The following is a 12648-nucleotide window of genomic DNA, read 5'->3' on the forward strand; positions in this document are numbered from 1 at the left end:
CGGACCTAAAGGGTTAACCATGCACTCAAATGCATCGCCAAAAAATTACATTAGGGCAACTCGCTGTAATTTCGATATAAATGGTAAAGTTATTTCAATTAAGCCGTCGAACCTGACCTTAGAACGTGCCAAGGATTTTGTGGATGAAACCCAGTAAACATCTGATTTTTGCTTTATTTGCACTCGCTATCAGCCAACCTACATTGGCCGCACCTCAGCCACTCGACCGTGTTGCGGTCCAAATTAACGACGGCATAGTGCTCGAAAGTGAAATCGCTAACATGATTGACACTGTTAAAGCCAATGCCAAAACGGCAAACCAATCGTTACCTTCCGACAGTGCCCTGCGCACTCAGGTGATCGAACGTTTGATCTTGACCCGTTTACAACTGCAAATGGCAGATCGTATCGGCCTGCATATCGGTGACTTACAATTAGACCAAGCGATTGAAAACATCGCGCGCGAACAAAAAATGTCTGTGGCCCAGATGCAACAGAAAATTGAAAGCGAAGGGTTAAGCTTTAGCCAATACCGCGAGCAATTACGCGAAGAAATCACCTTAGGTGAAATTCAACGTATTCAAGTACAACGCCGTATCCAAGTGTCACCACAGGAAATTACTAGCCTAGTCAAACTCATCCAAGAACAAGGGATGAAAGATGTGGAATATCAAATTGGCCACATCCTGATTGACGTGCCAAGTAATCCAACCAGTGAACAGCTGGAATCCTCGAGTAAACGTGCCAATATCGTTTTGGAGCGTTTGAAGAGTGGTGAAGATTTCCGCCGTACTGCTATAGCGTCTTCTTCGGGCCCTAAAGCACTCGAAGGTGGTATTTGGGACTACATGAACATCAACGAAATGCCAACCCTGTTTGCCGAAGTGATCAACGGCGCGAAAACAGGCGACATTATCGGTCCAATTAAGAGTGGTGCAGGTTTCCATATCATCAAGATCATGGATGCTCGTGGCCTACAAACCAAAGAAATCGAAGAAGTCAGAGCGCGCCACATTTTGCTTAAGCCATCGCCAATTCTGTCGGAAGACCGTGCTAAAGCTATGCTTGAGCAATTCCTGAAACAAATTCGCTCAGGTGAAGCTAAGTTTGAAGACCTAGCGCGTCAATATTCTGAAGATCCTGGTTCAGCCACTAAAGGCGGCGAATTAGGTTGGGCAGAACCAAGCATTTACGTGCCTGAGTTTGCTCAAACTCTTAATAGCTTAAAAACCGACCAGATTAGTGAGCCGTTCCGTACCACCCACGGTTGGCATATCACTCAGTTAGAAGAACGCAGAAAAACCGATGCCACAGATCAATTCAACAGCAACCGTGCGCACCAGTTGATCTTCCGTCGCAAATTTAACGAAGAACTGCAAAACTGGCTAGACGAAATGCGCTCAGACGCATACATTGAAATCTTCCAGCCAGAGACCAATCGAGGTTAATTCTAATTGAGCACTAAACGTATTGCCGTTACCCCAGGTGAACCCGCAGGTATCGGCCCCGATTTAGTCGTACAACTCGCTCAGCAGGCTTGGCCTGCTGAGTTAGTCGTTTGTGCGGATCCAGAATTATTAGCGAGCCGAGCTAAACAACTCGGTTTGCAAGTGACTTTCCGCCCTTACCAGCCAAATCAAGCGCCTAAACCGCAAGAAGCGGGCACATTAACCATTGCCCCCTTCAAGCTAGTGACCGAATCGATTTGCGGTCAGCTCGATGAACAAAACAGCACTTATGTGGTTGAAACCTTGCGTTATGCGGGCGAGAAAAACATGAGCGGCGAGTTTGATGCAGTCGTGACAGGTCCGGTACACAAAGGCATTATCAATCAAGCGGGTATTTCCTTTAGTGGCCATACTGAGTTTTTTGCCCATCAAGCAAATTGCCCCGATGTCGTGATGATGCTGGCAACGCCGGGATTACAAGTGGCACTCGTGACCACACATATCCCGCTGGCCTATGTTGCAAAAGCGATAACGCGTCAACGCCTACAGCATATTATCAAGATTTTACATGCCGATCTGAAAAGTAAATTTGGCATAATTTCGCCGAAAATTTATGTCTGTGGACTCAATCCACACGCAGGTGAAGACGGTCATTTAGGGCGTGAAGAAATCGACGTGATTATTCCGGCACTCAACGAGTTACGAGAAGAGTTTCAAATGAATATTGTCGGCCCCTTACCGGCCGATACCCTGTTCCAACCTAAATATTTACAGGACGCCGATGTCGTCTTGGCCATGTACCATGACCAAGGACTTCCCGTTCTCAAGTCACAAGGATTTGGCAAATCGGTAAACATCACCTTAGGTTTACCTTATATTCGTACCTCGGTTGACCATGGTACGGCGCTCACACTCGCGGGTACAGGCAAAGCCGATATTGGCAGTTTTGTCTGTGCTCTGAATAAAGCCATTGAGTTATCCTCAAAGAACTAAACGATTACATTATTAATGAGCAACAAAGTACATTTAGGCCACACGGCCAGAAAGCGTTTCGGACAAAACTTCCTTACCGACGGCAATGTGATTGACCGCATTGTGGGTGCTATTGCCCCCGATAATCACCATGTGATGGTCGAAATCGGCCCTGGCCTTGGCGCCTTAACCGAACCCGTAGCCGATGCTGTGGATAATCTAACCGTCGTCGAACTCGACCGCGATCTGGTTGAACGCTTACATCAACACCCAGTCCTTAAAGATAAACTGACCATTCACCAAGGTGATGCTCTGCAGTTTGATTTTGGCCAATTGAGTGTGCCTGGCAAAAAGATGAAAGTGTTTGGTAACTTACCTTACAACATTTCAACGCCACTGATGTTCCACCTGTTCGAATTTGCCGAACAGATTGAAACCATGCACTTTATGCTGCAAAAAGAAGTGGTACTGCGTTTATCGGCAAGCCCTGGCTGTAAAGCCTATGGCCGTTTAACGGTAATGGCGCAATACTTCTGCCAAGTGGTTCCGGTTCTTGAAGTGCCGCCCCACAGCTTTACGCCCGCGCCTAAGGTCGACTCAGCAGTCGTACGCTTATTGCCATACGCTGTAAAGCCGTTCCCTTGCAAAGATGTGACCGTACTACGCCACCTTTGTACTACGGCGTTCAACATGCGTCGTAAGACTCTGCGTAATAACTTAAAGCACATGTTATCTGACGATGAGTTTGAGCAATTAGGGATTGACTCAAGTCAACGCCCAGAGCAGATTAGCGTGCAACAGTATGTTGCTATGGCTAACATGGTTTGCGATAAGAAAGCATAAATATGTCTGGGCACTTAGGTGCCCTTTAACCAGAGCCTAGGAACAAGAATGAGCGCATTGGACACCTCCATTCGGGTTGAAGTTAAAACTGAATATATAGAGCAGCAGTCCTCACCCGAGGATGAAAAATACCTCTTCAGCTATACCATCACTATCATCAATTTAGGTGAGCTAGCCGCAAAACTCGAGACCCGTCACTGGATAATCACAGATGCCAATGGCAATACCAGTGAAGTCCAAGGCGCCGGAGTTGTCGGTGAAACGCCCACCATAGCGCCAAATACCGCCTATCAATACACTAGTGGCACTGTGCTCGATACGCCACTTGGCATAATGCATGGCACTTATGGCATGGTCAGCGAATCGGGTGAGCGTTTCCAAGCGACGATCCGTCCCTTCCGTTTAGCGACCCCAGGCTTACTACATTAATATCATTAGGAAAGGGGCACTGTGGCGCATTATTTTGTTGGTGATATTCAAGGCTGTTTCGCTGAATTACAAAAATTACTCGCTAAGGTTGATTTTAATCCCTCCCGTGATGAACTCTGGGCTGTAGGTGATCTTGTTGCTCGCGGACCAGACTCCTTAGCTACACTGCGCTTTTTTCGTTCTTTAGGTGATTCTGCAAAAACGGTTTTAGGCAATCACGATCTCCACTTAATGGCGTTGCACGGCAAGCTCAAACGCGCAAAGCCCAGTGATAATTTAACTGACATTCTTGAATCACCCGATATTTCAGCCTCAATTGACTGGCTGAGACAGCAACCCCTAATGCGTGAATTACCCGAACACCAGCTCATCATGAGTCATGCGGGTGTGCCACCGCAGTGGTCGCTTGAGATATTAAGAGAAGAAACCGCACTCGTCAGCCGTGCACTCAAACAAGATGATTATCTTGAGGCACTGATAGCACAAATGTATTCGGATAGCGCCGAGCAATGGGACCCAAGTGCAATTGGCATAGAACGCTTACGTTACTGCATCAATGCATTAACACGCATGCGCTACCTCTATGTCGATGGCCGACTCGATTTTGATTGTAAACAACCTCCTGAAAACTGTACTAATCCACAACTCAAACCTTGGTTTGAGTTTGCTTCGCCCCTGCGCCAGAGTCACACCTTGGTTTTCGGCCATTGGGCAGCACTGATGGGCAAGGTTGGCGATACTAAATTAAAGGCTTTAGATACAGGTTGTTGTTGGGGTGAACACTTAACACTATGGCATCTTGAAAAAGACCAAAAAATTACCCAAAAAAAGTTAAAAAAGAGTTAAACTAAAACAGCTTAAAGTCGATAACAGACTGAGCCGCCTAACCCTGAAATCGCCCTGTTTTCATTTGGAAAAATATAATAAAAATCGGAGTATCCTATGAAATTTAATGTAGCCACCAGAGTGATTGGCGGTTTTGGTATTGTCACGCTTTTGCTCGTGGTGCTGGGATTTACATCCTACCTCACCAACAACAGCCTAAAAGTCAGCTCGGCGATGATGCAAGAATTAAGCTTACCTGCGCTTAAGTCGACCACTCACCTCAGTGAAACCTTGAGCGAGCAACAAAGACAAATCCTGATTGCTTATCACACGCCTAAATCGGCCAATATTCCCAGTATTCGTAAAGTGTTCGATGATCATGCGACTCAATTTAAAAATGAGATAGCCAATGTCACTCAATTAGTGAAAAGTCAGCCAGCGCTCTCCTCCTTAATCAGTCAATTAAGCGGTAGCTTCTCAACCTTTGAGCAAGACAGCCTTGCCATGATCGCCGAACGTGAAGCTTCATTAAGCAAGCAAGAACAGTTAGTTAATCTAAAGAAAAAACTCGAAAATGCCGCAGATGATGCCTCATCGGAACTGCTCGATATTGTTGATTTAGAAAGCAGTCAAAATCCCGATGAGCAGAGTCTAGCCGCATCAGCCAGCGCGATTGATACTAGCCTCGGGAATATCATCACCACTATCGCAGACTTAGTGACTAATGAAGAAAACAGTAAACACGAACTGATCTCTAAAGAACTGGACTACATTATCAGCGAAACTAAGAATAAGCTTGAATATGTAAATCGTCATGGCCAAGGTATCATCGATGCGGATACTTTAAGCTCAGTCGCTAAAAATATTGAAAAAGTTTTAGCGCTCGTCACCGGTCCGCAATCGATGTTGCAGCTGAAATCGAGCCAGCTTTCCCATACTAAAGAAGCCACAGTCAAGCTCGGTATTATCGAAAAAGATGTGAAAGTTATTAATTCCAACATGGAGGACGTAAGTAATAACATCGAACTTGTTGCCGCCAATATGAGCAACGACACCATAGCTAAGATTGACTCTGCTAGCATACAAACCATGGTTGTAGTGTTAATTGCCATTGTTGTCGCTGTCATTGTGAGTTTTGCTGTAGTGAATCCGCTCAAAAGCTCACTCAGCCAAGTGAACAATGCCCTTAACGTCTTAGCCTCAGGCAACCTTACCCATAAACTGGATGACTCTGGACACGATGAATTTGCCGAGCTAGCGAAAAACTGCAACCGTCTCGTCGATAGCTTACGCAGTTTGATTATCGGTATTTTGGATAGGTCGAACCAACTGGCCGCGGCAGCTGAACAAACGTCAGCAATCACAGCGCAAACCACCTCAGGTATTCAAGAACAAAAAAGCCAAGTTGACCAAGTGGCCACAGCAACCACAGAACTGAGCTCTAGCGCGCAACAGGTGTCGTTAAGTGCCGATCAAGCCCTTGAGCAAATCAAGCAAGCCGACCAAGAAACTCAGCATATGCGCGCCATTGCCGAAGAGAACAAACTGACGATTTTGGCTTTAGCCGATGAAGTGGCAAAGGCAGGCGTTGTGATCAATAAAGTGCAGTCTGATAGCGCCTCAATTGGCTCAATCTTGGATGTGATCCGCGGCATTGCAGAGCAGACTAACCTACTCGCCCTTAACGCCGCCATTGAAGCTGCTAGAGCCGGTGAACAAGGTCGTGGCTTTGCGGTGGTTGCCGATGAAGTCCGTAGCTTAGCCTCACGTACTCAGGTATCGACTCGAGAGATCCAACAGATGATCGAAGTGTTGCAGCAAGGTGCAGAGCAAGCCGTTGCCGCCATGGATATGGGACGTGCTCAGGCAAATGCCTGTGTTGAAAAAACTGAGCAAGCCAACATTGCCCTCGAAACCATTAGCCAGTCTGTGCATAAGGCCTATGACTCAGGCACTCATATCGCCCATGCTGCTCAAGAGCAGAATTTAGTGAGTCAGCAAGTGTCTGAGAAACTGGAGCATATTGCTGCCATTTCGGAAGAAACGGCTATCGGCGCAGATCAAACGGCTCAGTCTAGCCATCAAGTCGCCAAACTAGCCGAAGAGCTTCAAGCCTCAGTCGGCGAATTTAGAGTCTAAATGTTAATTGCTAAAATCTTCTAAACCAAGGGTCGCTTAGCGGCCCTTTTTTTGCGCCAAATTTACTTTCCCTATCATACCAATCACTCGGTCTGACCGACTTAGTGCAAATTAGGGCCATAAAAAATGCCGAACTTAAGTTCGGCATTTTTTCTGATTCAAGGCAAGATGTTTAATGCAAAGCGCTTAATACTAGACTCTTAACGCTAATGGCTTAAACCAATTGCTTAATACTCGTCACTTAATATTACTAAGCTGCAAATAGAGCTAAAGTGCCGCTAGTTCGGTGCAACGAGTCCAGCTCAGCGATTACTCTTCTTCGCCGCCCGCTGCAGCGCCAAGACGCTCTTTCACTGCTGCAGTGATAGGACTATCTGCATGACCGTTTGCTTCGGCCCAAGCTTGGATAGTCATACCATCGGCCTCTGCGACACTCAGTTCCGTCACAGACAAACGTTTAGCAACAAACTCACCAGCGTCATTCGCACTCGCGCCGTAGGCAGTACGCAATAGACTTGCACCATCGCAACTGATGCCACTGTAAATCTGACGTAGCTTAACACGGCTTTCTTTTAATTTTTTACGTAGACGGTTTTTATCGTTAGCTTTTACGTAATCGCAAATACTCGCTACGAGTGGGTCAACACCCGCAACAGCAGGGGTTGGTACAGCAATATAGCTAAATCCAATTAACGCAGCCAAGGCTACAGGCATAAGACGCATCCGATACTCCTTAATACTTTCTTATAGTTTTATTATCAATTTTGTATGGGCTGCATCTCGTCTCTAAATAGTATTGATCTCTTAGCTTTAGCTCTTGTTCGAAATCTAGGATAACGGAATAGGCTATCTCTTCTTTCCGTGAAAACTAAATGTCCGATATGATGCATACGTTAGATAAACTGACGCCCCATACACACAGGGTATACAACAGAGGCTGCAATTTAACATTTTTTTGCCAAGTTGATAAAGCGATATTCCAAACCATCCGCATTTATACTAGACAAAGATTCAATTTCATTCCAAGTTCCATCATCCCAGTGGGGGAAAAATGTATCTCCCTCTACCTCTAGCTTGATTTGTGTCAAATATAAGGTATCTGCGCAGGGCAGCAATTGGGCATAAAGCTGTCCACCACCAATCACCACTAACTCTTCACACTCGCCAGCGGCTTGTTTGGCGGCATCAAAAGAAGTCACACAGGTCACGCCCTCAATGACGAGATCCGTTTGACGCGAAATCACTATATTATGTCGGCCAGGAAGGGGTCTACCAATGGACTCAAAGGTCTTACGGCCCATCACCACGGGCTTACCTAAAGTCATGGCTTTAAAGTGACGTAGATCTTCTGGAAGATGCCATGGCATTTTATTCTCTTTCCCTATGACTCGATTGTTTGCCATCGCGGCTATCATAGCAATGCGCATGCTCACTCCTGTTTTATTGAAATAGAATTATTGAATGACGGGGCGGGTTCTGAAATACAGCAAGCTCGGCATGGCTAGCCCCACAGCTAACGCCCCGAGAATAAAGACGGTTTTGAGGCCATTACTAATCACTTGTGCCGTCAGCTCAGGACTCACCTGCGACTGGGCAGTTAATTGCACTAAGGCAATGACAGTATTAAAAGCATAAGTACCTGGGATCATAGGAATAATGGCGGCGACAGCATACATTAAAGGGGGGGCTAAGTGGCGTTTTCCAAACCCTATGGTAATAATCCCGACGATAGCAGCCGCGGCAAAGGTGGCCCACTCAATTGGTAAACCAAACTGTAGCATTAAGGTGCGCGAGCTATGACCAATGGCTCCCGCTATAGCGCAATAGGGAAGAAATCGTTTAGGAACATTAAACACCATAGCAAATCCTACGGCGGGGATTGCTGAGAAAAAAGCATCGTGCAACAGCGTTATCAGTAATTCCATCATAGGAAAATCCCGCCGATCTGCATCGCGATCGTAATCCCGATGACCGAAGAAACGGTCAACAAGGTCGCATGGCCCCAACGGGAAATGCCGACATTCATATGCCCTTTCACCATATCCGATATCGCATTGATCATCGGAAAACCAGGCACTAGCATTAGCACACTCGCTGCCATTGCTGCCTTAGGGGTTTCACTCAATTCAAACACATAGCCCGTTTGAGCCAACATGCTGGTGACAAAAGCGGTGACGGCAAAGTTAATCAATAAATTAAAATGCCGTTTAGCAATCGCTAAACGTACAGACATACCCACTGCTGCGGCAAAAAAGGTAATCACACACGAGATAAGATCACCATTAAACAGGTGACAAAAACTAGCACAAGACAGGCCAATCATGAAGACAACTAAGCTTGGAGGATAGCTTTTAGGCTCAATCCGCGCTAAACGTTTACGCACTTCATTGGGGCCATACAGCCCTTTTTCAGCTAATAAACAGATGCGTTGCAATTCACAAACTATGGTCATATTAATGCCATGCTCACGGATGCGACGAGTCGTAGTGATGCATCGACCATGAACCAAGCTGGTTAATACGAGGGAATTGGAGGAAATGGAGAGTTCTACACTGGCAAGGCCTAAAGCCTGACCTAGACGCTGGCTGATTTCTTCAACTAAATCAGATTCTGCGCCGTAGGCCAGTAGCAATTGTGCAGCACGCACAACTTGCCGAGTAATATCATTTTGAGTATCTGCGTACACTGAACTCTCAAAATTAGGACGTTAAGATTATCTCTGGTAAATAACTTCTACGTCGTAGTCGTCATCATCAAAGTCGTCGTCATCATCTTCATCAACATAGTCTTCATTTAATGAATCAAGGTTGGCTTGATGATAATTATCCCACTTGAACTCGACTTCACTATCTGGGTCAACCTCATTGTCTTCTGGTGGCAGGCTCGCAATATAATCGAGGAGTTTTAATGCCAACTCATTAGTGCCGTCGCGGTTGTAGGCAGAAATAGTGTAAACGTCACCTTCCCAACCCATTTCTTTAACGATACGGTCAACCTTTTCTTGCAGCTCTTCTTCGAGCAGCAAATCGGTTTTGTTAAAGACTAACCAACGCGGCTTGCTCGCCAACTTTGGAGAATATTTCTCAAGCTCACCAACAATAGCGCGCGCAGACTCAACCGGATCGGTTCCGTCAATCGGCTCAATATCTATGATGTGCAGTAGAATACGACAACGCTCAAGATGCTTTAAGAAGCGAATACCTAAACCCGCACCATCGGCTGCGCCTTCGATAAGACCTGGAATATCCGCGATCACAAAGCTTTGACCAGGACGTGGATTAACCACACCTAAGTTAGGCACTAGTGTTGTAAACGGATAATCAGCCACTTTAGGCGTTGCACGGGAAACCGCACGAATGAATGTCGACTTACCCGCGTTAGGCATGCCAAGCAAACCAACATCAGCCAGCAGTAACAACTCTAATTTAAGGCTACGCACTTCACCCGGTGTTCCTAACGTCTTTTGACGTGGGGCACGGTTAGTACTGCTCTTAAAACGGGTGTTACCTAAACCATGGAAACCACCTTTGGCAACCAAGAGCTTTTGACCGTGGGTCGTTAAATCCCCAAGGACTTCTTCAGTATCATGATCGACCGCGCGAGTACCAACAGGAACTTTTAAGATCAGATCTTTACCGCTGTGACCGGTACAATCACGGCCACGACCATTTTCGCCACGTTCAGCCATGTGAAAACGTTCAAAACGGAACTCGATCAAAGTGTTGAAGTTTTCGTCAGCTTGCAGGAAAACACTGCCGCCGTCGCCACCATCACCACCATCAGGACCACCATCAGGTACATACTTTTCGCGCCTAAAGCTAACACAACCGCTACCGCCGTCGCCTGCTTCGACCCTAATTACTGCCTCATCGACAAACTTCATACTTACTCCTGGCACCACTGAATGAAGCAATTATACCGTCTAACTTCATTGGTCGCCAAAAAACTCGAGATACTTTGCTCCCAATCTTACCTGTCAATGCTCATTCTTGGTAATCATTTACCAACTCAAGCATCTACACGGCGTAAATAGAAGCACAAAAAACAGAAAGCCCCACCAATGGCGGGGCTTTAACAGTATAAGCTAGGTTCGAAAATTAAGCTTCGATGCTAATAAACTTACGGTTATTAGCGCCTTTAACTTCGAATTTCACTTTACCGTCAGTCAGAGCAAACAGAGTATGGTCACGACCAATACCTACGTTTACACCAGCGTGGAATTTAGTACCACGTTGACGAACGATAATGTTACCAGCTAGAACTGATTCACCGCCAAAGCGCTTAACACCTAGACGTTTACTTTCTGAATCGCGGCCGTTACGAGTAGAACCGCCAGCTTTTTTATGTGCCATGAGTTAGACTCCTATTATGCGTTGATAGCAGTAATTTTAACTTCAGTGAACCACTGACGGTGGCCCATTTTCTTGTCGTGATGCTTACGACGACGGAACTTAACGATAGTTACTTTATCGCCACGACCGTGACTTACAACTTCAGCAACGACTTTACCGCCAGCTACTAAAGGAGCACCAACATGCACTGTTTCGCCATCAGCGATCAAAAGAACTTGATCGAATTCGATAGTTTCGCCAGTTGCAACTTCTAACTTTTCTAAACGAACAGTGTGGCCTTCGGCTACACGGTGTTGTTTACCACCACTTTGAAAAACAGCGTACATAGCTATTTTACTCCAATTCCTAACACGCGGGCTCATTCTTGGATGAGGCAGGGTGCTATAAAAACTTTATTGACAATGGGCGCGGAGTTTACGCGAAGAATCTAACTCTGGCAAGCCCTAATTAGGAAAGAATAAAAAAAGACCGGATTAACTCTCACATTAGTTGAGCTAGTGCTGTCATATGTCAGAATTTTAGGTAAAATTCATTTCATTATAACACGTGAGCCTAAACAGGGGCCGGTACGTAATGACCCCACAACCAGAGTCTACTATGGATTTAAACGCTATTCGTCAACTGGCTGACACTGATATGCAAGCAGTCAATCAGCTGATATATAAACAGCTTGAATCAGATGTCGCCCTAATTAATCAATTAGGTTTTTACATTATTAATGGTGGTGGTAAACGTCTTCGTCCTCTGCTGTCGGTATTAGCCGCACGTGCGGTGAGCTACGAAGGCGAAGCGCATCTTAAGCTAGCGGCGATTATAGAGTTTATCCATACGGCCTCATTGCTCCACGATGATGTAGTTGATGAATCGACATTGCGCCGCGGACGAGAAACCGCCAACGCACTGTTCGGCAATAGCGCCAGCGTGCTGGTCGGGGATTTCCTTTATACCCGTTCCTTCCAGATGATGACTGAACTCGACAGCATGAAAGTGCTCAGAGTGTTAGCGGATACCACGAACGTATTGGCCGAGGGCGAAGTCTTACAACTGATGAATTGCAACGATCCTGACACCACAGAAGAAAGCTATATGCGGGTCATTTATTGCAAAACCGCTAAGTTATTTGAAGCGGCTACTCTGCTTGCGGGTGTGTTAGCGGGTGCGACGCCAGAGCAAGAAACCGCCTTAGGTAACTATGGTAAGTATCTTGGTACCGCCTTCCAGCTTACCGACGATTTACTCGACTATACCGCCGACAGTGATGAGCTAGGCAAGAACATAGGTGATGACCTTGCTGAAGGTAAACCAACTCTGCCACTCATCTATGCCATTGCCCATGGCACAGACGAAGAGAAACACCTCATACGTCAAGCAATTGAGCAAGGCGATGGTACACAGGCCATAGATAAAATCGTGGCAGCACTGCACCATTGCGGCGCGTTAAACTACACCCAACAAAAAGCAATTGAAGAATCAGAGAAAGCCATCGAGGCATTATCGATTCTGCCCGACAGCGACTACAAGCAAGCCTTAGTTGCGCTTGCTAAAATTTCGGTCGACCGTAATCATTGATCGCTCGCTAGTTCGTGTTTAGCCCAAAGAAAAGGTCTTACTCAGTAAGACCTTTTTTATTGTCTCAAATC

Annotated in this window: 14 protein-coding genes; 7 read left to right on the forward strand and 7 right to left on the reverse strand. The window is 46.1% G+C overall.

All coding sequences use genetic code 11. The features are described 5' to 3' along the window. Positions 1 to 143 precede the first annotated feature (143 nt). The 6 genes from surA to Q4Q46_RS02320 all read left to right on the forward strand — a co-directional run bounded on the left by surA (position 144) and on the right by Q4Q46_RS02320 (position 6656). Positions 144 to 1448 (forward strand): peptidylprolyl isomerase SurA, encoded by a 1305-nt coding sequence (gene surA / locus Q4Q46_RS02295; protein ID WP_106649686.1) that lies wholly within the window; start codon positions 144 to 146, stop codon positions 1446 to 1448. A gap of 6 nt (positions 1449 to 1454) precedes the next feature. After that, on the forward strand, positions 1455 to 2441 hold the full coding sequence (pdxA, locus tag Q4Q46_RS02300; protein ID WP_311905109.1) for a 4-hydroxythreonine-4-phosphate dehydrogenase PdxA: 987 nt from the start codon (positions 1455 to 1457) through the stop codon (positions 2439 to 2441). Positions 2442 to 2456: 15 nt separating this feature from the next. Then, positions 2457 to 3263 carry a 16S rRNA (adenine(1518)-N(6)/adenine(1519)-N(6))-dimethyltransferase RsmA gene (gene rsmA, locus Q4Q46_RS02305; protein ID WP_212600376.1) on the forward strand — a complete coding sequence of 269 codons (807 nt, stop codon included), beginning with the start codon at positions 2457 to 2459 and terminating at the stop codon, positions 3261 to 3263. A 48-nt stretch (positions 3264 to 3311) separates the two neighbouring features. Continuing rightward, positions 3312 to 3692 carry a Co2+/Mg2+ efflux facilitator ApaG/CorD gene (gene apaG, locus Q4Q46_RS02310; protein WP_259581772.1) on the forward strand — a complete coding sequence of 127 codons (381 nt, stop codon included), beginning with the start codon at positions 3312 to 3314 and terminating at the stop codon, positions 3690 to 3692. A gap of 21 nt (positions 3693 to 3713) precedes the next feature. After that, complete coding sequence (locus Q4Q46_RS02315; RefSeq protein WP_311905110.1) at positions 3714 to 4538, forward strand: symmetrical bis(5'-nucleosyl)-tetraphosphatase; 825 nt, start codon at positions 3714 to 3716, stop codon at positions 4536 to 4538. Between the two features lie 96 nt (positions 4539 to 4634). Continuing rightward, positions 4635 to 6656: a methyl-accepting chemotaxis protein gene (locus tag Q4Q46_RS02320; protein WP_311905111.1), complete on the forward strand. Its 2022-nt coding sequence runs from the start codon at positions 4635 to 4637 to the stop codon at positions 6654 to 6656. A 309-nt stretch (positions 6657 to 6965) separates the two neighbouring features. Here the strand turns inward: Q4Q46_RS02320 and Q4Q46_RS02325 are convergent, their stop codons facing one another. From Q4Q46_RS02325 to rplU, 7 genes are all read right to left on the reverse strand, one after another. Next, entirely contained in the window at positions 6966 to 7379 is a 414-nt protein-coding gene (locus Q4Q46_RS02325) for a DUF3718 domain-containing protein (RefSeq protein WP_106649681.1), read from the reverse strand. A gap of 221 nt (positions 7380 to 7600) precedes the next feature. Continuing rightward, positions 7601 to 8083 (reverse strand): type 3 dihydrofolate reductase, encoded by a 483-nt coding sequence (gene folA / locus Q4Q46_RS02330; RefSeq protein ID WP_311905112.1) that lies wholly within the window; start codon positions 8081 to 8083, stop codon positions 7601 to 7603. A gap of 27 nt (positions 8084 to 8110) precedes the next feature. After that, positions 8111 to 8584 (reverse strand): threonine/serine exporter family protein, encoded by a 474-nt coding sequence (locus Q4Q46_RS02335; RefSeq protein WP_106649679.1) that lies wholly within the window; start codon positions 8582 to 8584, stop codon positions 8111 to 8113. Continuing rightward, complete coding sequence (locus Q4Q46_RS02340; protein ID WP_220777047.1) at positions 8581 to 9342, reverse strand: threonine/serine exporter family protein; 762 nt, start codon at positions 9340 to 9342, stop codon at positions 8581 to 8583. The genes Q4Q46_RS02335 and Q4Q46_RS02340 overlap by 4 nt, the downstream gene beginning before the upstream one ends. A gap of 27 nt (positions 9343 to 9369) precedes the next feature. After that, positions 9370 to 10539, reverse strand: coding sequence for an Obg family GTPase CgtA (cgtA, locus tag Q4Q46_RS02345; RefSeq protein ID WP_106649677.1), 1170 nt, complete (start codon positions 10537 to 10539; stop codon positions 9370 to 9372). A 214-nt stretch (positions 10540 to 10753) separates the two neighbouring features. Further along, complete coding sequence (gene rpmA, locus Q4Q46_RS02350; protein ID WP_006080527.1) at positions 10754 to 11008, reverse strand: 50S ribosomal protein L27; 255 nt, start codon at positions 11006 to 11008, stop codon at positions 10754 to 10756. Between the two features lie 14 nt (positions 11009 to 11022). Beyond that, on the reverse strand, positions 11023 to 11334 hold the full coding sequence (gene rplU / locus Q4Q46_RS02355) for a 50S ribosomal protein L21 (protein ID WP_006080526.1): 312 nt from the start codon (positions 11332 to 11334) through the stop codon (positions 11023 to 11025). A 271-nt stretch (positions 11335 to 11605) separates the two neighbouring features. Between rplU and ispB the strand changes: the two genes are divergently transcribed. Then, positions 11606 to 12577 (forward strand): octaprenyl diphosphate synthase, encoded by a 972-nt coding sequence (gene ispB / locus Q4Q46_RS02360; RefSeq protein ID WP_037391117.1) that lies wholly within the window; start codon positions 11606 to 11608, stop codon positions 12575 to 12577. Positions 12578 to 12648: the final 71 nt, after the last annotated feature.

Source organism: Shewanella vaxholmensis (genome assembly GCF_031932135.1).
Lineage (GTDB): Bacteria > Pseudomonadota > Gammaproteobacteria > Enterobacterales > Shewanellaceae > Shewanella > Shewanella hafniensis.